The sequence below is a fragment of the Pseudoxanthomonas sp. GM95 genome (assembly GCF_900109775.1).
Classification (GTDB): Bacteria; Pseudomonadota; Gammaproteobacteria; order Xanthomonadales; family Xanthomonadaceae; genus Pseudoxanthomonas_A.
Map to the genome: position 1 here is coordinate 1,299,723 of NZ_FOAX01000001.1, position 22,283 is coordinate 1,322,005.

Annotated in this window: 19 protein-coding genes; 8 read left to right on the forward strand and 11 right to left on the reverse strand. The window is 67.8% G+C overall.

Annotated elements, in window-relative coordinates; translation table 11 throughout:
• Window positions 1-9: 9 nt before the first annotated feature.
• Window positions 10-1,968, reverse strand: a complete 1,959-nt coding sequence (locus BMZ17_RS06215) for a CocE/NonD family hydrolase (RefSeq protein ID WP_093137220.1) — start codon at window positions 1,966-1,968, stop codon at window positions 10-12.
• Window positions 1,969-2,142: 174 nt separating this feature from the next.
• Window positions 2,143-3,225, reverse strand: coding sequence for a ribonuclease D (gene rnd, locus BMZ17_RS06220; protein WP_093137222.1), 1,083 nt, complete (start codon window positions 3,223-3,225; stop codon window positions 2,143-2,145).
• Between the two features lie 140 nt (window positions 3,226-3,365).
• On the opposite strand from rnd, the gene BMZ17_RS06225 reads away from it, so the two are divergent.
• Together BMZ17_RS06225 and BMZ17_RS06230 are read left to right on the forward strand one after the other, a co-directional pair.
• On the forward strand, window positions 3,366-5,198 hold the full coding sequence (locus BMZ17_RS06225) for a formylglycine-generating enzyme family protein (protein WP_093137224.1): 1,833 nt from the start codon (window positions 3,366-3,368) through the stop codon (window positions 5,196-5,198).
• Window positions 5,199-5,208: 10 nt separating this feature from the next.
• Window positions 5,209-6,111: a M48 family metallopeptidase gene (locus BMZ17_RS06230; protein ID WP_093137226.1), complete on the forward strand. Its 903-nt coding sequence runs from the start codon at window positions 5,209-5,211 to the stop codon at window positions 6,109-6,111.
• Between the two features lie 19 nt (window positions 6,112-6,130).
• Here the strand turns inward: BMZ17_RS06230 and phbB (BMZ17_RS06235) are convergent, their stop codons facing one another.
• The 4 genes from phbB (BMZ17_RS06235) to gluQRS all read right to left on the reverse strand — a co-directional run bounded on the left by phbB (BMZ17_RS06235) (window position 6,131) and on the right by gluQRS (window position 9,381).
• On the reverse strand, window positions 6,131-6,868 hold the full coding sequence (phbB, locus tag BMZ17_RS06235; protein WP_093137228.1) for an acetoacetyl-CoA reductase: 738 nt from the start codon (window positions 6,866-6,868) through the stop codon (window positions 6,131-6,133).
• A 155-nt stretch (window positions 6,869-7,023) separates the two neighbouring features.
• On the reverse strand, window positions 7,024-7,551 hold the full coding sequence (phaR, locus tag BMZ17_RS06240; RefSeq protein WP_093137230.1) for a polyhydroxyalkanoate synthesis repressor PhaR: 528 nt from the start codon (window positions 7,549-7,551) through the stop codon (window positions 7,024-7,026).
• Between the two features lie 143 nt (window positions 7,552-7,694).
• On the reverse strand, window positions 7,695-8,435 hold the full coding sequence (phbB, locus tag BMZ17_RS06245; RefSeq protein ID WP_093137232.1) for an acetoacetyl-CoA reductase: 741 nt from the start codon (window positions 8,433-8,435) through the stop codon (window positions 7,695-7,697).
• 40 nt (window positions 8,436-8,475) lie between these two features.
• Window positions 8,476-9,381: a tRNA glutamyl-Q(34) synthetase GluQRS gene (gluQRS, locus tag BMZ17_RS06250; RefSeq protein ID WP_093137234.1), complete on the reverse strand. Its 906-nt coding sequence runs from the start codon at window positions 9,379-9,381 to the stop codon at window positions 8,476-8,478.
• A gap of 127 nt (window positions 9,382-9,508) precedes the next feature.
• Here gluQRS and htpX point away from each other — a divergent pair, with 127 nt between their 5' ends.
• On the forward strand, window positions 9,509-10,399 hold the full coding sequence (gene htpX, locus BMZ17_RS06255; protein WP_093137236.1) for a protease HtpX: 891 nt from the start codon (window positions 9,509-9,511) through the stop codon (window positions 10,397-10,399).
• A 78-nt stretch (window positions 10,400-10,477) separates the two neighbouring features.
• Here htpX and BMZ17_RS06260 read toward each other — a convergent pair whose 3' ends face one another.
• Complete coding sequence (locus tag BMZ17_RS06260; RefSeq protein ID WP_093137238.1) at window positions 10,478-12,559, reverse strand: EAL domain-containing response regulator; 2,082 nt, start codon at window positions 12,557-12,559, stop codon at window positions 10,478-10,480.
• Between the two features lie 106 nt (window positions 12,560-12,665).
• Complete coding sequence (gene epmB, locus BMZ17_RS06265) at window positions 12,666-13,724, reverse strand: EF-P beta-lysylation protein EpmB (protein ID WP_093137240.1); 1,059 nt, start codon at window positions 13,722-13,724, stop codon at window positions 12,666-12,668.
• A 104-nt stretch (window positions 13,725-13,828) separates the two neighbouring features.
• Between epmB and efp the strand changes: the two genes are divergently transcribed.
• The 5 genes from efp (at window position 13,829) to BMZ17_RS06290 (ending at window position 18,187) form a co-directional block, all read left to right on the forward strand.
• On the forward strand, window positions 13,829-14,395 hold the full coding sequence (gene efp, locus BMZ17_RS06270) for an elongation factor P (RefSeq protein ID WP_093137242.1): 567 nt from the start codon (window positions 13,829-13,831) through the stop codon (window positions 14,393-14,395).
• Window positions 14,396-14,633: 238 nt separating this feature from the next.
• Window positions 14,634-15,980: a TRZ/ATZ family hydrolase gene (locus BMZ17_RS06275; RefSeq protein ID WP_093137244.1), complete on the forward strand. Its 1,347-nt coding sequence runs from the start codon at window positions 14,634-14,636 to the stop codon at window positions 15,978-15,980.
• A 76-nt stretch (window positions 15,981-16,056) separates the two neighbouring features.
• Window positions 16,057-16,779: a bifunctional 2-polyprenyl-6-hydroxyphenol methylase/3-demethylubiquinol 3-O-methyltransferase UbiG gene (gene ubiG, locus BMZ17_RS06280; RefSeq protein WP_093137246.1), complete on the forward strand. Its 723-nt coding sequence runs from the start codon at window positions 16,057-16,059 to the stop codon at window positions 16,777-16,779.
• A 41-nt stretch (window positions 16,780-16,820) separates the two neighbouring features.
• Window positions 16,821-17,504: a phosphoglycolate phosphatase gene (locus BMZ17_RS06285; RefSeq protein WP_093137249.1), complete on the forward strand. Its 684-nt coding sequence runs from the start codon at window positions 16,821-16,823 to the stop codon at window positions 17,502-17,504.
• The gene (locus BMZ17_RS06290; protein WP_093138076.1) at window positions 17,504-18,187 is read left to right on the forward strand and encodes a phytoene/squalene synthase family protein; all 684 of its coding nucleotides are present in this window, start codon (window positions 17,504-17,506) and stop codon (window positions 18,185-18,187) included. Before BMZ17_RS06285 ends, BMZ17_RS06290 begins: the two co-directional genes overlap by 1 nt.
• Before the next feature lie 149 nt (window positions 18,188-18,336).
• Here the strand turns inward: BMZ17_RS06290 and eutC are convergent, their stop codons facing one another.
• The 3 genes from eutC to eat are packed head-to-tail and all read right to left on the reverse strand — an operon-like array spanning window position 18,337 to window position 21,936.
• A complete protein-coding gene (gene eutC, locus BMZ17_RS06295) occupies window positions 18,337-19,158 on the reverse strand; it encodes an ethanolamine ammonia-lyase subunit EutC (RefSeq protein WP_093137252.1) in 822 nt (273 codons plus the stop codon).
• The gene (locus tag BMZ17_RS06300; RefSeq protein WP_093137255.1) at window positions 19,155-20,549 is read right to left on the reverse strand and encodes an ethanolamine ammonia-lyase subunit EutB; all 1,395 of its coding nucleotides are present in this window, start codon (window positions 20,547-20,549) and stop codon (window positions 19,155-19,157) included. Before BMZ17_RS06300 ends, eutC begins: the two co-directional genes overlap by 4 nt.
• Window positions 20,550-20,562: 13 nt before the next feature.
• Complete coding sequence (eat, locus tag BMZ17_RS06305) at window positions 20,563-21,936, reverse strand: ethanolamine permease (RefSeq protein ID WP_093137258.1); 1,374 nt, start codon at window positions 21,934-21,936, stop codon at window positions 20,563-20,565.
• Window positions 21,937-22,283 lie beyond the last annotated feature (347 nt).

The window sequence follows — 22,283 nt, forward strand, 5'->3', positions numbered from 1 at the left end:
TCGCTGCGCTCATTCGCTCGCGCCAGCACCGCTGACGACGGGCAACACCACGGCGCTGCCATCGCTGCCGCCCAGCTTCACCGTGATGGTGGCCTTGCGGTAGTCCTGCGGCTGGGCCAGGAAGATGTTGTCCACATAGGTCTGCGGATTGCGGTCGTACAGCGGGAACCAGGTCGACTGCACCTGCACCATCACCCGATGCCCGGGCAGGAAGGTGTGGTTGGCATTGGGCAGGTTGAAGCCGATGCCGACCGGCGTGTTGGCCGGGATCGCGCTGGGATGCGCGAAGCTGTCGCGATAGCGGCCGCGCAGAATGTCGGCCGAGACCATCAGCTGGTAGCCGCCCATCTTCGGATCGGCCGGGGTGACGTCGGGATAGACGTCGATCAGCTTCACCACGAAGTCGCCATCGGTGCCGGTCGTGGACAGGGTCAGGTTGACCTTGGGCACGCCGCTGATGCGCAGCGGCTGGGTCAGGACGTCGGTGACGAAGGTCAGCACGTCCGGGCGCGAGGACGCTTCGCGCTGGTCGGTGACCAGCCAGTGCGGCCAGGGATTGTTGTCGTACCCCTGGTCGGCGATCGGGCGTGGCAGGAACGGCACCGGCTTGGCCGGATCGGACAGGTATTCGGCGCTGCCCGGCGTGGCCTGCGCGGTGAAACTCGCGCTGCCGCCGTCTTCCAGGTAAAGCGACGCAGGCTTGATGCTACAGCCCTTGGCGCAGCCCAGCGGCCAGGCCTTGAGATGTTCCCAGTGGTTCTCGCCGGTGCGGAACACGGTGACCGGCGCGACCTGCATCGGCGGCGCGTCATCCATCAGGTAATGGTCCAGGAACGGCCGCAGCACATCCTTGCGGAAGCTGGCCGCGGTATCGCTGCCGAACTGGATATCGCCCAGCTTGCTGCCGTCCTCGCGCTGGCCACCGTGGTTCCACGGGCCCATCACCAGGAACACCTTGTCGTTGCCGGTGTCCTTGGGTTCGATCGCGTTGTAGACGGCCATCGCGCCGTAGATGTCCTCCTGGTCCCACAGGCCGTGGACCAGCATCACCGGCACCTTGAGCGGCTCTTTTGCGAGCAGTTTGTCGACCGCCTGTTCCTGCCAGAACGCGTCGTAGGCCGGGTACGCCAGCAGCTTACGGAAGAAGCCGTTCTGGTCCATCCCGCGTGACTTGCCCAGCACGCCGGCGGCGCCAGCCTTGAGGTAGAAGTCGTACTCGTCGGTCATGGTGTTCACCCAGTTGAGGGTGTTGCCGCGCGAGTTCACCTGGTCGTAGATGTAGGGCAGGCCGATCTGGCGGAAGGCGCCGTGATGGAACCAGTCGTCGCCCATCCAGCCATCGACCATCGGGTTCATCGGGATGGCCACCTTCAGCGCCGGGTGCGGATGGAACAGCGCCATCAGGCTGGTGAAGCCATCGTAGGAAATGCCCAGGATGCCGACCTTGGCGTTGCTCTCCGGCACGTGCTTGACCAGCCAGTCGATGGTGTCCCAGGTATCGGTGGAATGGTCGACGGTGCTGTCGTTGAGCGGGCCGACCTGCGGCCGGTTCATCACGTAGTCGCCTTCCGAGCCGTACTTGCCGCGGATGTCCTGGACCACGCGGATGTAGCCATCCTTGTTGAACAGCTCGGGGAAGTTGTCGTAGCCCTGCAGCACCGCGCTGAGCTGGTTGCTCTTGGCCTGGTTGGTCATGCCCTCGGCGTCGTAGGGCGTGCGGGTGAGCAGCATCGGCGCGTGGTGCGCGCCTTTGGGGATCAGGATGATGGTGTGCAGCTTGACCCCGTCGCGCATCGGGATATCGACGATGCGCCGTTCAAAATCGGCCTGCGGATCGTTGACCACGTAGTCCGCGGCGCGATCGCTGGCCGCGGTGCCCGTGGTCTGGGCGGATCCGATGGGCGCCGTCGTCAGCCCGATCAGGGCGGCCAGGCAGGTGGCAAGGGCAGTGCGCGACAGGTGCTGCATCCGACTCTCCGAGGGCGACAGGGCTGTCGCGCCTCCCAATGGCCGGCAGCGGATGAGCCGCTGCGCGCCGGGCCGAAAGTCGTGCGACGTCGCAGCGTAGCCTGTCGCCGGGTTCGGTGAAAGCGGTTACATGACAATTTTGACGGGAAGCGGCGTGACCGCTTCCCGCAGGGCTCAGCGGGCTGGTGCCAGCAGCGGCGAGAGCACCGGTTCGAGCTGCTCGCGGCGCCAGCCGGACAGCGCGGCCGGCCATTCGCCGCGATCCATCAGCGCTTCCAGCCAACGGCGCGAAGCCAGGATGCCGTCGGGCAGGCCCAGCTCGGCGGACTTGGCCGAGACCGCGTCCTGCAGCTTCTTCAGGCGCTGCTTGTCCTGGTCGGTGGCCTTGGCCAGCGGCGCGTTGGCTTCGTCTTCCAGCGGCGTGGACAGGGCGTCCCAGATCGCGTCGGCCAGCTTCTTGGGCGCCTTGGGCTGCTGCTCGAGCCAGCGGCCCAGCGCTTCGCGCGTGGCCGGCGGGTTGCGGGCGAGGGTGGCGGCCAGCTCGTTGTCCAGGATCCAGCTTTTGGGCCGGTCGCTGTTGCGTGCCTGCACCTCGCGCCAGCGCAGCAGGCGTAGCAGCAGGTGCTGGGCGTGCGCATCAAGGAACTGCGCGCTGCGCATCGACAGGTGCGGCCAGCGTTCGCCACCGGCATCGCCGGCCTGGGCCACCATGCGTGCGCAGTCGTTGGCCAGCCAGGCACTGCGGCCCAGCGCGTCCAGTTTGGCGGTGAGGGCGTCGTAGATCGCGCCGAGATGGGTGACGTCATCGGCGGCGTATTCGAGCTGCGAGGCCGACAGCGGCCGGCGCAGCCAGTCCGAGCGGGTCTCGCCCTTGGCCAGGGTGATGCCGGTGATCTCGGCGACCAGCTTCTGGTAGCCCATGCCACCACCGACGCCGGCCAGCGCCGCGGCGATCTGGGTATCGAACAACGGCGAAGGCTGCACGCCGCAGGCCCAGCCCAGCGCGACCAGGTCTTCGCTGGCGCTGTGCATCACCTTGACCACGTCGGGGTTGGATAGCAGCGGCGCCAGGGCTTCGTTCATACCCGGCACCAGCGGATCGACCAGCAAGGTGGTGTCGCCAATGGCGATCTGGACCAGCGCCAGCTGCGGCCAGAAGGTCTTCTCGCGGATGAATTCGGTGTCCATGCCCACCCAGGCGGGCAGCTGCTGCAGGTGCGCACGCAGCGCGTCGGGGGAGTCGATCCAGATGGGCACGCAGGTCTCTTCGATGAAAGCGGGGAATCGCCAGCGCGGTTTGCCGGCGCGGGCGACAATAGCCTAACGTCCTTTGCCCGCCGGCTGCCCGGCGACCTGAGATTGGAGGAAGTTTGCGGCGCATCGTTCCAGCCCTGCTGATGCTGCTCCTGGCGGGCTGCGGTGAACCACCGCCCGCGCCCGCGCCGTCGGTGAAGCCCGACGCGGCGCCGGCCGTGCCCGCGCCCGCCGCGCGCACGCCCAGCGTCACGGTCAGCGGCGATACCTCGGCCGATGCCGGCCTCAACTGGGACGCGCCGCAGGTGCAGCTCAGCGCCGATGGCGTGCGCGCCGCGCGCCGCGATGCGGCCGCCGCCCTGCGCGAGGGCGATCTGTTCGAACAGCCGCGTGATGCTATTCCGCTGTACCTGGCCCTGTTGCGCCTGGACCCGAAAGACACGATCGCCACGCGTGGCCTGGCACGCGCCGCCACCGCGCTGCTGGCCCAGGGCAACCGGGCAGTGGGCCTGGCCGAGGACGATCCGCAGGCGCTGGCCCGCGCGGTGCGGATCGCCGCGGTGCTGCGCACCGTGATCCCCGCCGACGCGCGTACCGATCCTTACCTGAGCAAGGTCGATCTGGCCGAACAGCTGGCCCGCCTCAACGCCACCGGCGAAAGCCAGCTGCGCCAGGGCCTGCTGGGCGAAGGCGAGGCCTCCGGCGCGCTGGAGACCTTCCACGCCGTGCTGGAACTGGCGCCGGGCCAGTCGCGCGCCACGCAGGGCCTGGCCGCGACCGAGAGCGCCTTCATCCGCCACGCCGAAGACGCCGCGCAGGCCGGCGACTTCGACGGTGCCGCGCGCTGGATGGGCTTTGCCAATGGGGTGCGCGAGGACGCGCCGACGGTGGACGATGCCTATACGCGCATCGAGCACGAACGCGCGCGCCAGATCGCCGCGCTACGCGACGCCGCCGTGGCCGAGCTGGTCACACCGCTCGGCCTCAAGGACGCGCGCGAGAAGCTGGCCGCGGCGCTACGCATCGCGCTGCCTGGCGACGCGGTGGCCGCCGACCTGCGCCAGCGCATCGACCTGGCCACGCATTACGGCTTGTTCCGCCCCGGCCAGGCCTTTACCGACGGGCTCAAGGATGGTGGTCGCGCGCCGACGATGGTGGTGGTGCCGCATGGCGCGTTCCGCATGGGCGCGGCCGAGGACGAGCCGGGCGCGGCCGAAGCCGAGCAGCCTGCGCATTACGTGCGCTTCGATCGCGGCTTTGCGGTGTCGCGCAATCCGGTGACGGTCGGCGAATTCCGGCGCTTCGTGCAGGCGACCAACTACCGCGCCCGCGCCACGCGGCGCGGGCATTCGATCGTGTACGACGAGCGCAGCGGCAACTTCGTGCGCCGCAGCGGCGTGGACTGGCAATCGGGCTACACGGGCGCCAAGGCCATCGACGACATGCCGGTGCTGCACGTCAGCGTGCGCGACGCCGAGGCCTATGCCGACTGGCTGGCCGTGCAGACAGGCCACGGCTACCGGCTGGCCAGCGAGGCCGAGTTCGAATACATCCTACGCGGCGGCACCCAGGGCCGCTATCCCTGGGGCAACGAGAGCCCACCGCCCAAGGGCGTGGCCAACCTGACTGGTGGCAATGATGTCTCGCCCAGTGGGCGGCATTGGGCCAATGCCTTCGTCGGCTATGGCGATGGCTGGTGGGGGCCGGCGCCGGTGGGCACCTTCAAGCCCAACCCCTGGGGGCTGTACGACCTGGGCGGCAACGTCAGCGAATGGGTGGCCGATTGCTGGCATGCCAGCTTCCGGCGCGCCCCGGGCGATGGCGCGGCGTGGTTCAATCCCGGGTGCCGGGCCCGCGTGGTCCGGGGAGGCGGTTGGGCCAGTTCGCCGCAGCAGGCCCGGGCGGCGTGGCGCTCCTCGCAGGATTCGGACGTGACCAGCGCGCGCGTGGGCTTCCGCGTGGTGCGCGGCATCTAAAGGACAGGGCATGAACCAGGCTTACGGCAGCAGCATGCAGCGGCGTCGCGGCGGTGGCATCCGCTGGTGGATCCTGCTGGCCTTCGCCGGCTATGCGGCGTTCACTTGGTTCGGCGGGCGCAAGACCGATCCCTACACTGGCGAAGCGGCGCATTACGGCGCCACGCCGTCGGAAGAATCCGAGCTGGGCGTGCAGGCCTACCAGCAGGTGCTGGGCGAAGCGCAGCAACAGGGCGCGCTGCTGCCGCAGAGCGATCCCACCAGCCAGGAAGTCACCGCGATCGCACAACGCCTGGTGAAGGTCGTGCCGCAGGTGGCGGCCGACTTGGCCAAGCTGCACGACCAGCCTGCGCCGGACCTGTCGGCCTACGACTGGCAGGTGAGCGTGCTGAAGTCCGACGAGGCCAATGCGTTCTGCCTGCCCGGCGGCAAGATCGCCGTCTACACCGGGTTGATCCCGATCGCGCAGACGCGCGATGCGCTGGCGGTGGTAATGGGCCACGAAATCGCCCACGCGCTGCTGCGCCACGGTTCGCAGCGCATGGCGCAGCAGAAGCTGGTGCAGTTGGGTCAGATGGCCGCCGGCGTGTCGGGCATTGACCAGCAGACGATGGCTGCGCTGGGTGCTGGCGTGCAGTACGGCGTGGTGTTGCCGTACGGGCGCGGGCATGAATCGCAGGCCGATGAAGTCGGCCTGATGCTGGCCGCAGCCGCCTGTTACGACCCACAACAGGCGATCCCGCTGTGGGAGCGGATGTCGCAGCTGGGCGGCGGCCAGCGTCCGCCGGAGTTCGCCTCGACCCACCCCGATCCAGCCAATCGCATCGCGCGCCTGCAATCGCTGATGCCGCAGGCGCAGGAATTCCACGATCGCTACTGCAGCAGCGGCGCGGCACAGGACCAGCCGCTCTAGTCTCGAAGCGGGATCGGGCTTAGAAGCCCATGTACAAGCCGCCGTTGACCGGCAGGTTGGCACCGGTGATGTAGCCGGCGTCTTCCTCGCAGAAGAATCGCACCGCGCGGGCGATGTCTGCCGGTTCACCCAGGCGGCCGACCGGCACCGCGGACTGGGTTTTCTGCAGCACCGCGTCGGGCATGGCGGCGGTCATCGGCGTGCGCACGTAGCCAGGCGAGACGCTGTTGACGGTGACACCCTTCGACGCGACTTCGCGTGCCAGCGACATGGTCAGGCCGTGCAAGCCGGCCTTGGCCGCGGCGTAGTTGGCCTGGCCGAAATTGCCGGTCTGGCCGCTGACCGAACTAATGTTGACGATGCGCCCGAAGCCGCGCGCGATCATGCCGTCGATAGCGTGATGGCACAGCTGGAACGCGCTGGTGAGGTTGACCTGCAGCACCGCGTTCCACTGCGCCATGTCCATCTTGCGCAGCGTCGCATCACGGGTGATGCCGGCGTTGTTGACCAGCACGTCCAACGCGCCGAACCGCGCTTGCACGCGTGCGACCAGGTCGGCGCATTGCGCGTCGTCGCCCACGTCGGCCGGTTCGAAGTGCACCTTGCCTGCCGTGGCCTCGGTGAACGCCTGCAGGCGCTCGGCGCTGGCGGGCAGGTCGGTGGCCACGACGGTGTGGCCGGCGTCAGTTAGGGCGCGGCAGATGGCCGTGCCCAGGCCACCGATGCCGCCGGTGACCAGTGCGATGCGTGGGGTCATGCAGTCTTGAACCTTGAAGAAGAACGGACGGCGCTTGGCGTTCCGCGGAGTGCTGATCGCCGTGTTGCCCTCACACGACACGTGGTGGCGCCAACGCGCCGGCCACAAAAAACCCGCTGTGAGGCGGGCCGGAGTTGCTCAAGTCGCAACGCGCTTCAGGAGCGTCGCGACTTGTTCGGCTCGCGCTGCGGCGGTTCCTTGGAGGTCGACGACGAAGACGGCGTCGGCCGCGCGGTCGGACGGCCCATGCCGGCGGTCATGTTGCGCTGGAATTCCTGCCAGATTTCCAGGTTGCGCTCGGTCAGCTGGTTCATCATGGTCCACGGCGTCTGGCCCAGCAGGTTGCCCATCTGCTGGCGGAACTGCGACTGCTGATCCATGAAGATCTGCATGCTGCGCTCCAGGTAGTTGCCCATGAAGCCCTGCAGCGAATCGCCATAGAACCGGATGATCTGGCTGAGCAGCTGGGTGGAGAGCACCGGCTCGCCGTCCTGCTCCTGCTCGCTGATGATCTGCAGCAGCACCAGGCGTGTCAGGTCCTCGCCACTCTTGGCATCGCGGACCTCGAATTCCTCGCCATCGACGATCAGCTGGCGCACGTCCTCGATGGTGATGTAGCTGGAGATTTCGGTGTCGTAGAGACGACGGTTGGGATACTTCTTGATGATTCGGGTCGCAGCCATGTTGCGGTCACCTCAATCCATGTGCGCGGAGCATGCGCCTGCGTTTTTTGCAGCGCAACCATACTTTTGGAGCGTTCCAGGTTCGGACGGTCCGTGCCTGATGTGCGCCCCGACACGTTCTTTCACCTGGGCATCACGGGTGGTCACCAGCCCATGTATTGCCCGCCGTTGGCCGATAGGTTGGCGCCGGTGATCCAGGCCGCTTCTTCGGCGGTGAAGAACGCCACCGAGTAGGCGATGTCCTCCGGCGTGCCCAGGCGGCCGGTGGGGATCTGGGCGACGATCTTGTTGCGCACATCCTCGGGCACGGCCATCACCATGTCGGTGCCGATGTAGCCGGGCGAGACGGTGTTGACGGTGATGCCGAACTTGGCGTTTTCCTGCGCGAGCGAGATCGTGAAGCCGTGCATGCCGGCCTTGGCCGCGGCGTAGTTGGCCTGGCCGTACTGGCCCTTCTGCCCGTTGATCGAGCTGATCTGGATGATCCGGCCCCAGCGACGGTCGCGCATGCCGCCGATCACCGGGCGGGTCATGTTGAACACCGAGTTGAGGTTGGTGTCGATCACCTCGTTCCACTGCTGCGCTTCCATCTTGTGGAAGGTGGTGTCGCGGGTGATGCCGGCGTTGTTGACCAGTATCTCGACCGGGCCAAGTTGCGCGGTGACTTCATCGACCATCGCCTGGGCCTGGTCGGCGAAGCACACGTCGCCAGGCACCAGCAGGATTTCCAGGCCTTCGGCGCGCATCTTCTGCTGCCAGTCGAGGGCGCGGTCGTGGTCGCGGTAGTTGGTGGCGACGCGGTGTCCGAGAGTGGCCAGCTTGCGGCAGATGGCCGTGCCGATGCCACCGGTGCCACCGGTGACGAGTGCAACGCGGGATGTCATGTGGGGAGTCGCAGTGGAAGGCGTCAATGTCGGGTGAATTCTAGTCAGCGCCGGTCGCAACCCTGTTGTGCGGCGCAGCGTAAATCTGCCGTTGCGCCGGCAGCGCGGCCGGATCGAAGTGCTGCAGCGCAAGCTGAAGCGTCCGGCTGAGCGAATCGGCAGCGTCCAGCGCGGCCGGCGCTTGTCCCAGCAGCGCCCACGTGGCGCGCAACTGCGGCAGCGCGTGGTCGGCATCCAGCGGCGTGGCCGCGTCGGACTTGGACAGCTTGTGCCCCTGCGCATCCAGCAGCAGCGGCAGGTGCAGGTAGCGCGGCGTCGGCAGGCCGAGCGCGCGCTGCAACAGGATCTGGCGCGGGGTGGAATCGAGCAGGTCCGCGCCGCGCACGACATCGGTGATGCCCTGGTAAGCGTCGTCCACCACAACTGCCAACTGGTAGGCCCAGCAGCCGTCAGCGCGGCGCAGGACGAAATCGCCAACCTCGGCCTGCACATCCTGTCGTTGCGCGCCTTGGAGCCCGTCCTGGAAGGTGACAATGCTGTCACCGCCAACGCGCAGACGGACGGCAGGATCGGCGCGTCTGACGCGCGCCACGCAGCGCTGGTGGATGCCGCCGGTGGCAGCCAGATCGCTGCGACTGCAGTGGCATTCGAACGCCAGTCCGGCGTCCAGCAGCTGTTTCAATGCCGCTTCGTACGCGTCGTGCCGGTTGTGCTGCCACAGCACGGGCGCATCGCCGTGCAGGCCAAGATTTCCCAGCATTTCCAGCTGCGCGCGCGCTGCGCCTGCAACTTCGCGCGGGGGGTCGAGGTCTTCCACGCGCACCAGCCATTGGCCCTGCGCATGGCGTGCCAGCAGCCAGCTGCCGAACGCAGCCAGCAGCGATCCGGCATGCAACAAGCCGGTGGGCGAAGGGGCAAAACGACCGCGGTAAGGCGAGGCAGGCATGGCAGGGACGTGGTGGAAAATCGGCATGGACGGCTGAACGCGCGGTCAGCTTGCAGCTTGAAGTCGATCGGTCGCGTCCACAAGATTTGCCACAGGTTCACCCCCCAATTCTTTTCCGGAGTCCACCGTGTTTACCCGCATCGCTCTTTTCATGCTGACCAACCTGGCCGTGCTTGCGCTGGCCAGCGTCGTGATGTCGCTGCTTGGCGTCAATTCGGCCAGCATGGCCGGCCTGCTGGTGATGGGCGCGATCTTCGGTTTCGGTGGCTCGCTCATCTCGCTGCTGATGTCCAAGTGGATGGCCAAGCGCGCCACCGGCGCGATGGTGATCGAGACCCCGCGCAACGAGGCCGAGCAGTGGCTGGTGCAGACCGTGCGCCGCCAGGCCGAAGCGGCCGGCATCGGCATGCCCGAGGTCGCCGTGTATGAAGCGCCGGAGATCAACGCCTTCGCCACCGGCGCCAGCCGCAACAATTCCCTGGTGGCCGTGTCCACCGGCCTGCTGCAGCAGATGAGCCGCGACGAAGCCGAGGCCGTGCTGGCCCATGAAGTCAGCCACGTGGCCAACGGCGACATGGTGACCATGGCGCTGCTGCAGGGCGTGCTGAACACCTTCGTGATCGTGCTGGCGCGTGTGCTGGGCGGGGTGATCGACAGCTACCTGTCGGGCAATCGCGAGAACAACAGCCGCGGTTTTGCCTACTACATCATCGTGTTCTTGCTGGAGATGGTGCTGGGCCTGTTCGCGACCATGATCGCCATGTGGTACTCGCGTCGCCGCGAGTTCCGCGCCGACCACGGTGGCGCCACCCTGGCCGGTCGCCAGAAGATGATCGCCGCGCTGGAGCGCCTGCAGGCCAATCACAGCACCAGCACGCTGCCGGCGCAGGTCGAGGCGTTCGGTATCGCCGGTGGCATGGGCCAGGGCCTGAAGAAGCTGTTCCTGAGCCATCCGCCGCTGCCCGAGCGTATCGCCGCGCTGCGTGCCGCGCAGCAGACCACCGGCACGGTGATGTAATCGGCGCGCCAACGCATCGACGCAAACGAAAAGCCCGCCTACCAGGCGGGCTTTTTCTTGCACGGGCGCCGGCTGCGCTCAGGCGTTGAAGTCGAACGTCATCTCCGGCGTGGCTTGGCCGATGAAGTGGCCTTCAACGTAATCCAGGCCGGCGCCGAACAGCAGCGACATCGTGGCCGGGTCCTGGATGTGCTCGGCAATCGTGGTCATGCCGTCGCGCTGGGCGCGGGCGGTGATCTCGCGGATCTTGTCCTGGCTTTCGGTGGCGCGGGCCTGGTCCTGGCTGTAACTGCGGTCAAGCTTGAGGAAGGCCGGGGTGAAGTGCGCCAACAGCTGGAACGAATCCAGCCCCGTGCCGAACTGCTCCAGCCCGACCTTGCAGCCGAGCTTGCTGGCCGCTTCGAGGAACTCCTGGGCGCTACGCAGATGGGTGAAGACCTTGGCCTCGGTGGTTTCCAGCCACAGGCGCTCGCCGGGCACGCCGTGGAAGGCCAGCTCGCGGGCGATCACCTCGATCAAGCGCGCATCGCCGAATGAGGCCTGGCTGACCTTGACCATCAGCCGGGTCGGGCGGCCGGCGCGTTCGCGCTCGCCGAGCGCGGCGATGGCGCGGCTGACCACCCAACGGTCGATGTCGTCCAGCAGGCCGGCTTCCTCGGCAATGGCCAGGAAGGTGACCGGCTTGATCTTCTCGCCGCCCACGGTTTCCAGGCGCAGGAAGGCCTCGTAGAAATCGCCCGGCTCGCCCATCAGCGGAATGATCGGCTGGTAGTGCAGCAGGAAGCCTTCATCGGACAGCGCGTGGCGGACGAAGCCCAGGATCCGCGCGACGCGTTCTTCCTCGGCGCGGTCGACCGCGCCCGGATCGAAGATCTGCACGCTGTTGCCGCCCAGGTTGGCGGCCGACTGCAGGTTTTCGCTGGCGCGCGCCAGGACCTGGTTGACGCTGGCGATCTTCTCGCCGATCTGGACGCCGCCGACGCTGAGCGTGGCGGTGACCGAGCGGCTGCCGATCTCGAAGACGTGCGAGGCGAAGGCCGCACGCAGCGCCTCGGCCAGCTCGGCCGTGCGCAGGTGACTGCAGCGGCACAGCACGGCGAAGCCGTGTTCAGTGAAGCGCGCCGAGACCATGTCCGGGTCGAGCGCCTCGACGAATCTGGCGGCCATCGCCGCGATCAGCGCATCGGCTGCGTCCAGGCCGATGTCCGGCAGCAGGCGCGCGTAATGATCCGGTTCGACCAGCAGCAGGCCGTACTGCACGTCTTCGCCCTGGCCAACTTCGGCCACGGCGTCTTCCAGCGCATGCAGGAACGTCGGGCGGTTGAGCAGGCCGGTGACCACGTCGCGCTGGCGCAGGTCCTCGACTTCGCGGGCCAGTTCGGTATCCAGCTCGCGTCGCCGGAACACCACCTGCACGCAGGCCTCGCCTTCATAGGTGGCCGTGGCGAATTCCATCACCGCCGGGAAGCCTTCGCCTTCCTGGGTGCGGGCCTCGCACTCGTAGCGCGGCGGCGGCGCCTCGCCCTTGCCCAGGCGCTTGAGCAGCTGTTTGAAGTCTTCGACGTCCTTGGGTGCGATCAGATCCAGCAGCGACAGGCCCTCGACATCATCGAAGGACTCGAAGCCGAACATCTCCAGATACGCGTCGTTGGCGCGGATGTGCATGCCTTCATGCACGTAGGCGATCGGGTCGCGCGAGGAGGCGATCAGCGCATCGCAGCGGCGTTCTGTTTCGCGCAATTGCGCTTCGAGCCGGCGCAGGCTGCGGCGTGCCTCCAGGTCTTCCCATTCGGTGCGCAGCACGCTGAGCAGATGGTCCTGGCGCGGGCGCAGGGCGACGGCGCGGGCGCCGTGGACCAGGTCGTCCACCACCGAGGCATCGCCGGGCGCGTCGATCATCACGATGATCGGGATGTCCTTGCCGCTGGCCGCCACCGTGGACAGCACCGTGTCCATCGGGATGGCGCGTGCGCTCTTGGCGGCCAGGATCAGGTCGATCTGCTGGCTGGCCAGTTGCTGGGTCAATTCTTCCGGGTCCAGCGGGCGCAGGGCGCGCACCGCGATGCCGCCATTGCGGAACGTACTGACCACGGCTTCCGCCGCCTCGCCGCTGTCATCGACGATCATCAGTCGGACGGTGGTGTCTTTGCCGATCTGCATTGCGCGGGTTCTGGCGGGGGAGGCCGTTTAATACAGGAACCCCGACCGAGCGTCCATCCTGCGGGCCGCCGCCATCGACGGCCTTGGCAGTTTCACGCCGGCGCGCTCAGAGCGCGCGCTTGCCGGTATCGCCGGGGATCTCGCGGACCAGGCGTGGGATCAGGTAGCCGGACAGGCGCGCGGCCAGCTGCGCGTGCAGCGACAGGGCCAGGGTGTCGCTGATCTCGAAGTGGGCGACGCCTTCGACCCGGTCCAGCTGGTGCAGGTAATACGGCAGCACGCCGGCGGCGAAGCCGCGCTCGGACAGCGCCGCCAGCGCCTCGACGCTGTCGTTGACCCCGGCCAGCAGCACCGCCTGGTTGAGCAGGGTCGCGCCCGTGCCGCGCAGCGCGGCCAGGGCCGCGTCGACCTGGACATCGAACTCGTTGGCATGGTTGGCGTGCAGCACGAAGGCCACCGGCCAGGGCAGGCTGGCCAGCCATTGCAGCAGTGGCGCGTCCACGCGCTCGGGCAGGACCACCGGAAGGCGGCTGTGGATGCGCAGGCGCTTGAGGTGCGGAATCTCGGCCAGGGCGTCGGTGAGTTCGGCCAGCTTGGCGGTGGACAGCGACAGCGGGTCACCGCCGGACAGGATCACTTCATCGATCGAGGCATCGGCGCGGATGCGGGCCACCGCCTCGGCCCAGTGGCCACGCGCGGCGGTTTCCTCGCCATAGGGGAAATGCCGGCGGAAGCAGTAGCGGCAGTGGATCGCGCAGCTTCCGGTGGACACCAGCAGGGCGCGGCCGTCGTATTTCTGGATGACGCCGGTGGCTGAACGTGCCGCCGCATCGCCAACCGCATCGACGCCAAAGCCCGGCAGCACCCGCATCTCATCGTCCAGCGGCAGCACCTGGCGCAGCAGCGGGTCGCGCGGGTCGCCGTGGCGCATTCGGGCGACGAAGCCGCGCGGCACCAGCAGCGGGAATTGCGCCGCCGCCTGCGGCGAGACCGCCAGCGCGGCCTGCTCCAGGCCCACCAGCTGCAGCAGTTCGGCCGGGTCGCGCACGGCCTCGCGCAGCGCCTGCTGCCAGCCGCTGGGCTGGAGCGCGGTGGCGGCAAGGGCAGGGGACGGGGCGGACGATGCCGGGGCCGGCTGTCTGGAGGCGTGTGCTGCAGGTATCATGGTGGCTTCAGAAGACAAGCGCCCGGCGGTTACGGCGGGCTTCCCTATTGTATCCGGCCGGTCGCCACACGCGGCGGGTTTGCCTTACCCGAGGAGTTTTGCCCATGGCCAGTTACGGCATGAACGACGTCAAGAACGGGATGAAGATCCTGATCAACAACGAACCGGCTGTCATCACCGACACCGAGTACGTGAAGCCGGGCAAGGGCCAGGCCTTCACCCGCATGAAGTACCGCTTCATCCGCTCGGGCCGCGTGGTCGAACTGACCATGAAGGCGACCGACTCGGTCGAGGCCGCCGACGTGGTCGATACCGACATGAACTACATGTACAGCGATGGCGAGTACTGGCACTTCATGGATCCGGAAACCTTCGAGCAGATCCAGGCCGACAAGGCTGGCCTGGGCGGCGCCGAGAAGTGGCTCAAGGGCGAGGAAGCCTGCATCGTGACCCTGTGGAACGGCGCGGCGATCTGGGTCCAGCCGCCGAACTTCGTCGAGCTGAAGATCACCGAGACCGACCCGGGCGTGCGTGGTGACACCTCCGGTGGCGGCGGCAAGCCGGCCACGCTGGAAACCGGCGCAGTCGTGCGCGTGCCGCTGTTCGTCAACCAGGATGAAATCATCCGCGTCGACACCCGTTCCGGCGAATACTCCGCCCGCGTCAAGTGACGCAGCGGCGCGTGCGCATAGCGCACGCCTTTGCCGCTGCGTCATCCCCGCGAAAGCGGGGATCCAGGGACGTTGCTGTTGCTGTTGCTTGTTTACCAAAGCACACGGCAAACAACCAAAAGCCAACGTCCCTGGATCCCCGCCTCCGCGGGGATGACGATCCAAACAAGATGACGGCCTGAAGGTCTTCTGCTTGCCAGCTGCATCTGCTGCGGCAAGCGCAACCAAGCGAGACAGCATGAGCGAATCCAACGGCGCCCCCGAATCCTGTGACCTGTTGATCGAGGCCGGTTTCGTGGTCCCCGTGGAGCCGCATGCGGTGGTGCTGGAGCAGCACGCCGTGGCGGTGCGCGACGGCGTGATCGTCGCGATCTTGCCGATCGCCGACGCACGCACCCGGTTCGCGCCCAAGCAGACCGTGCAGCGGCCCGAGGCCGCGCTGATTCCCGGCTTGGTCAACGCCCACACCCACAACCCGATGACGCTGCTGCGCGGCATCGCCGATGACCTGCCGCTCAAGGTCTGGCTGCAGGAGCACATCTGGCCGGTGGAAGGCGCGGTGATGGGGCCGGAGTTCATCGCCGACGGCATCACCCTGGCGATCGCCGAGATGCTGCGCGGCGGCACCACCTGCGTCAACGAAAACTACTTCTTCCCCGACGTGCAGGCCGCCACCTACAAGCACCACGGCTTCCGCGCACGCATCGGCCTGCCGGTGATCGATTTCCCGACCGCCTGGGCCAGCAGCGACGACGAATATTTCGACCGTGCCGGTGAAGTTCACGACCAGTGGCGCGACGATCCGCTGATCGCCACCGCCTTCGCGCCGCATGCGCCGTACACGGTCAACGACGCCAACTTCGAGCGCGTGCGGATGCTGTCCGATCAGCTGGATGTGCCGGTGCACCTGCACCTGCACGAGACCGCGCAGGAAGTGCAGCAGTCGCTGGACCAGTACGGCCAGCGCCCGATCGCGCGCCTGGACCGCATGGGCCTGATCAACGATCGCCTGATCGCCGTGCACATGACCCAGCTGACCGAGGCCGAGATCCACCTGTGCGCCGAGCGCGGCGTCAGCGTGGTCCATTGCCCGGAATCCAACCTCAAGCTGGCTTCGGGCTTCTGCCCGGCCTGCGCGCTGGCCAGGGCAGGCGTAAACCTGGCCATCGGCACCGACGGCTGTGCCTCCAACAACGACCTGGACATGTTCAGCGAAACCCGCACCGCGGCGATCCTGTCCAAGGCCGTGGCGAACGATGCAGTCGCGCTGGACGCCTTCGCGGCGCTGCGTGCGGCCACGCTGGGCGGCGCCAAGGCGATCGGTTTCGACGCCCAGGTCGGCTCGCTGGAAGTGGGCAAGCAGGCCGACATCGCCTGCGTGGACCTGTCGGCGCTGGAAACCCAGCCGCTGCACCATGTCGTGTCGCAGTTGGTCTACGCCACCGGCCGCCACCAGGTGACCGATGTGTGGATCGCCGGCCGCGAACGCCTGGTGGATCGCCAGCCGGTCGGGATCGACATGGCCGGTGTGGTCGCCAACGCGCGCCAGTGGCGCCAGCGCATCGTCGGCCTGCACCCGCGCTGAGCCCGCCTCACGCCAGACACGCGCGCGGCGCATCATGCTGCCTGCGCCCCATGCGATATCAGTGACGGAGTCTTCCATGTCCACCGCAACGCAGCGCCCCGCGGCGCGCAACTTCGATCAGGCCGAGCTGGACAAGTTCGGCGCGCTCGCCACCCGCTGGTGGGACCCGGACGGCCCGCAGAAGGCGCTGCACGCGCTCAACCCGGTGCGCCTGCAATATGTGTCCACGCGCCTGCCGCTGGCCGGCAAGCGCGTGCTGGATGTCGGCTGCGGCGGCGGCCTGCTGAGCGAGGCGCTGGCCGCGGCTGGCGCCCAGGTCACCGCCATCGACCTGTCGCCCGAGCTGCTCAAAGTGGCCCGCCTGCACAAGCTCGAATCCGGCGTGGAGGTGGACTACCGCGAAGTGGCGGTGGAAGTGCTGGCCGACGAGGCGCCGGAGAGTTTCGACGCCATCACCTGCATGGAAATGCTGGAGCACGTGCCGGACCCGGGCGCGATCATCGAAGCCTGCGCGCGCCTGCTCAAGCCAGGCGGCCAGCTGTTCCTGTCCACGCTCAACCGCACCCCGGCCGCGTTCGCGCTGGCCGTGATCGGCGCCGAGTACATCGCCAAGCTGCTGCCCAAGGGCACGCACAAGTACGCCGATTTCATCAAGCCGTCCGAGCTGGCCGCATGGACGCGCCAGTGCGGCCTGCAGATGACCGACGTCAGCGGCCTGGTCTATGAGCCGTGGCGCGGTGCCGCGCGCCTGAGCCGTCGTACCGAGGTCAACTACCTGGCCTGCGCGATCAAGCCGTAAGCCTTCGCGTTCCACTCCACGCCAGCCGCAAGCCCGCCCGCATGTCCGATCCGATCTTTCCCGCCGTCGCGCTGTTCGATCTGGACGGCACGCTGCTGGACAGCGCGCCGGACATGGTCGCCACCGTCAACCGCATGCTGGCCGAGCGCGGCCGCGCGCCGTTGGCGCTGGATGCCGTGCGTCCACACGTGTCCAAGGGCGCGCGCGCGATGTCCGGCGCGGCATTCCCCGAGCTGTCGATGGAAGCGCGCGACGCGCTGGTGCCCGAGTTCCTGCGTGTTTACGCGGAAGAACTGGGCAAGCACGGGGTGCTGTTCGACGGTATCGCCGCGATGCTGGACGCGCTGGAAGCCGCTGGTAGCCGCTGGGGCATCGTCACCAACAAGCCCGAATATTTGGCACGCGCGTTGATGCCGCTGCTGGGCTGGGACACGCGCTGCGCGGTGCTGATCGGCGGCGACACCCTGAGTGAGCGCAAGCCGCATCCGCTGCCGCTGCAGGAAGCCGCGCGCCGCCTCGACGTGGCGATCGACGACTGCGTATACGTAGGCGATGACGAACGCGATATCCAGTCCGCGCGCAGCGCCGGCATGGCTTCCATCGCCGCGCTGTGGGGCTATCGCCTGGACCACGACGATCCGCTGGCCTGGCAGGCCGATGTGATCCTGGAGCGGTCCACGGACCTGCTTGATCCGGCCCATTGGCCGCAGCAGGCGGCACGCTGATGTCCAATTCCGCCGCGCTCGACAGCTTCCTGGAGAAGTGGCGCACCCGCCTGCCGGAATGGCAGCTGGTGCAGAACTTCGTGCCAGCGCCGCAGCGCGAGATCGCGGTGGCGTGGTTCGCGCTGCTGCAGGAGCTGGCCGACGCGATGAACATCGCCGGCGATCCGCTGCCGGCCGACGCCAAGCTGGCCTGGTGGGGCGAGGAACTGCGCGACTGGTCGCGGCGCCGTTCGCGCCATCCGCTGGGCCGGGTGCTGGAGCCGGTGCAGGCGCCTTGGGCCACGCTGGCCGATGCGTTGCCTGCGCTGCCGCTGATGCGGGCCCTGCCGGATTCGGCCGAAGCCGCGCTGCCGCTGATCCTGCCGTTGGCACGGGCCATCGCCCAGGTCGAAGCCAGCCTCTTTCCCGGCGCGCGCCAGCCCGAGGCCGTCGAGGCGCTGGCCGCACAACTGCTGTTCTCGCGCTGGATGGAAGTCCCGCCGCATGCCGACACCGCGCGTTGGCGCGATGCGCTGCTGGCGCGCTGGCCCGCGCGCAGCGGCGGCCCACGCCCACGCCGTATCCTCAATGCCGTCCTGCGCAAGCGCGTGGAGCGCCTGCACGCCGATGGCCAGGGCAGTACGCCGACCAAGCCGCTGGCGCTGGTGTGGACGGGGTGGCGTGCAGCGGCAGGCGGGAACTAAGGCGCTGCGACGCGCGTTCTGCGTCGGTCACGACTGTGAAGCGTCATTCCCGCGAAGGCGGGAACCCAGCGCCTTAAGTGAGGAAAGGCAACGGCACTGGATCTTCCGCTTCCGCGAGGATGATGCGCGATTGATGTTGTGCCTCCGGTTCAATCCGGATCGATGACCAGAAAGTTGCCCGGCCTCGGCGCATCCGAAGTCAACGCGACCTGCGCCTCATCCTTCAATTTCACGCCTGAAAGCTGGCGTCGCTGCGCTTCGCCCATCAGGTAGGCGAGTTTGTGCATGGCCGTGTCGTAGGACAGGCCGGCGGCGCGGATGTTGGAGATGCAGTTGCGGGCGGCGTCGGTCAGGCCCACGCGCGGGGCCCAGGTGAGGTAAGCGCCGAGGCTGTCGGGTGAACTCAGGCCGGGGCGTTCGCCGATCAGGACCACGCACAGGCGTGCGCCTAGCAGCTCGGCGATTTCATCGCCCACCGCCACGCGACCCTGGGCGACGAAACACACCGGCGCCAGCGACCAGGATTGCGCGCTGGCGTAGGCCTGCAGGTGTTGCAGCATCGCGCCGGCGTGCTCGTGCACGGCCAGTGCGGACAACCCATCGGCCACCACGATGCACAGATCATGCTGGCCGCCATGCACGGCGGTGCGGCCGCGCAATTCGGTAGCAGAAGCCTCATCCAGGCGCCGGCCGAGATCCGGGCGTTGCAGGTAGACGTGTCGATCTTCGGCGGCGCTGTGCAGGATCAAGGTGTCCAGGCCCAGGGTCTGCGCCTGTTCCTTCAAGCCGTCCACGTCGAAGGCCAGATGCACCGCATCGCGGGCCTGCGCATGGGCGAACTGGAAATCCAGCTGCGCCGCCGTCGGCAAACTGGTGCCGGCGCGCCCCAGGGCGATGCGTGCCGGCGTCAGCCGCCGCAGTTGTGTCCACGGATCGAGCCGGGCAGGGCGCGGATCGCTTGGTTCGTTCATGCCAGCTGTGCCAGCGCTTTCTTGAACGGCGCCGGCACGTCCTCGCCCAGCAGGAAACGGCCGTCGCGCTGCTTGAGGATGTCCATGCGTTCCAGCCACGCTTCGAACTCCGGCGCCGGCCGGAGGCCCAGCACCTGGCGCGCGTATAGCGCATCGTGGAAGGAGGTCGTCTGGTAGTTGAGCATCACGTCGTCGCTGCCCGGGATGCCCATGATGAAATTGATGCCCGCCGTGCCCAACAGGGTCAGCAGCACGTCCATGTCGTCCTGGTCGGCTTCGGCATGGTTGGTGTAGCAGATGTCGCAGCCCATCGGCACGCCGAGCAGCTTGCCGCAGAAATGATCCTCCAGCCCAGCGCGGATGATCTGCTTGCCGTCGTATAGATATTCCGGGCCGATGAAACCCACCACGGTGTTGACCAGCAGCGGCTTGAACTTGCGCGCGACCGCGTAAGCGCGCACTTCGCAGGTCTGCTGGTCCACGCCGAAGTGCGCGTCGGCCGACAGCGCGCTGCCTTGCCCGGTCTCGAAATACATCACGTTGTCGCCGACGCTGCCGCGGCTCAGTGAGAGCCCGGCGTCATGGCCCTCCTGCAGCAATGCGAGGTTGACGCCGAAGCTGCTGTTGGCCGCTTCCGTCCCGGCAATCGACTGGAATACCAGGTCCACCGGCGCGCCGCGGTTGATCGCCTCGATCGTGGTGGTCACGTGGGCCAGCACGCAGGATTGGGTCGGGATCTCGTAGCCGCGGATCACGCCGTCGAGCATCTTCAGCAGTTCGATGATGTCGCGCGTGCTGTCGCTGGCCGGGTTGATGCCGATCACCGCATCGCCGTTGCCGTAGAGCAGGCCATCGACGACCACCGCAGCGATCCCGGCTGCATCGTCGGTGGGATGGTTGGGTTGCAGGCGCGTGGACAGCCGTCCGCGCAGGCCGAGCGTGTTGCGAAAAGCGGTGGTCACGCGGGTCTTCTGCGCCACCAGCACCAGGTCCTGCACGCGCATCAGCTTGGACACCGCCGCGACCATCTCTGGCGTGAGGCCGGGCGCCAGCGTGGCGAGGGAGGTTTCCGTTGCCGCCTCGCCCAGCAGCCAGTTGCGGAAATCGCCTACGGTCAGATGCGCGACCGGCGCGAAGGCCTGCGCGTCGTGGCTGTCCATGATCAAACGCGTGACTTCGTCGTCCTCGTACGGGATGACCGCTTCATCGAGGAAATGGCGCAGCGGCAATTCGGCCAGCGCCATTTGCGCGGCCACGCGTTCGCGATCGTTCTCGGCGGCGATGCCGGCCAGGCGATCCCCGGAACGCGCCGGCGTCGCCTTGGCCAGCAGGGTCTTCAGATCAGCGAACTGCCAGCGCTGGCCGCCCGCGCTCTGGCTGAAGCCGCTCATCGCGCGAGTCGGCTCATGCGTGGTCGACCGCCGCATCGGGTTCTGGCCCGCCGCCGCGCAGGCTCAGCCAGCACACGCCCATGCCAAGCGCCATCAGCACAACGAACACGCCGGCCACCTGCGGGTTGAACCACACCATCGCCACCAGGCACACCACCGCCAGCACCAGCGCGATCGCCGGCACCACCGGATAACCCGGCGCCCTGAAGCTACGTTCCAGGTTCGGCTCGCTACGACGCAGCTTGAACAGGCTCAGCATGCTCATGATGTACATCACCACCGCGCCGAGGACCGACATGGTGATCATCGCCGCGGTCAGGCTCATGCCCTGCAGGCTGACAAGGCCGTCGCTGTAGATCGCGGCGATGCCGATGATGCCGCCGGCGATGATCGCGCGGTGCGGGGTCTGGAAGCGCGACAGCTTGGCCAGCCCGTGCGGCAGGAAGCCCGCGCGCGCCAGTGCGAAGAACTGCCGCGAGTAGCCCAGGATGATGCCGTGGAAGCTGGCCACCAGGCCAAACAAACCGATCCACACCAGCATGTGCAGCCAGGTGGAGCTGTTGCCGACCACGGTCTTCATCGCCTGCGGCAGCGGATCGTTGATGTTGCTGAGCGCCTTCCAGTCGCCGACGCCGCCAGCCATGATCATCGTGCCGAAGGCCAGCGCCACCAGGGTCAGGATGCCGGCGATGTAGGCCTTGGGGATCGTGCGCTTGGGGTCCTTGGCTTCCTCGGCGGCCATGGCCGCGCCCTCGATCGCCAGGAAGAACCAGATCGCGAACGGGATGGCCGCGAAGATGCCGGCGATGGCCGCTCCGCTGAAGGCATCCGAGCCCGCCCAGCCGCCGGCAGCGAAGTTGGCGAAGCTGAAGCCCGGCGCGACCACGCCCATGAACACCAGCAGCTCGATCACCGCCAGCACCGTGACCACCAGTTCGAAAGTGGCGGCGATGCTTACGCCGAGGATGTTCAAGGTCATGAACACGATGTACGCGCCGACGGCCGCGGTCTTGGGGTCTAGCCCCGGGAACTGCACGTTGAGGTAGGCGCCGATGGCCATCGAGATCGACGGCGGGGCGAACACGAACTCGATCAGCGTCGCGATGCCGGCCACCATCCCGCCGGTCGCACCGAACGCACGCCAGCTATAGGCGAACGGGCCGCCCGCGTGCGGGATGGCGGTGGTCAGTTCGGTGAAGCTGAAGATGAAGCAGGTGTACATCGCGGCCACCACCAGCGTGGTGACCAGGAAGCCCAACGTGCCGGCCACGCCCCAGCCGTAACTCCAGCCGAAGTATTCGCCGGAGATCACCAGGCCCACGGCGATGCCCCACAGATGCAGGGTGCCCAGGGTGGGTTTGAGTTGTTCGTTCGACATCAGGCGCATCTCCGAAGCAAGGGGGGAGGAGATGGAGCGCGGCGCGGAGGCCGGCTCCTGGACGCTACTGGATTTCGACTGCATGCCCGGCGCGCGCGGCGGCCTGGCGGATCGTGCGGGTGGTCGGCGTCCTGCCGGACTGCAGGGATGACAAGGCGGTCAGCGATCGGACGCCCGTCTCGGTTATACACAACAAAACGCCCGCGGCACAGGCGGGCGTTGGGTAGGCGACGCGCGGGAAACGGGTAGGTTTCGCCGGTGAATCGCATGCGCCCGCTGTCGCGATGCACATGGCGTTTCCGGGCATCTTTCGGGTGCGTTGGACGCGCCGCAGCGCGAATCGATGACGAAACCGC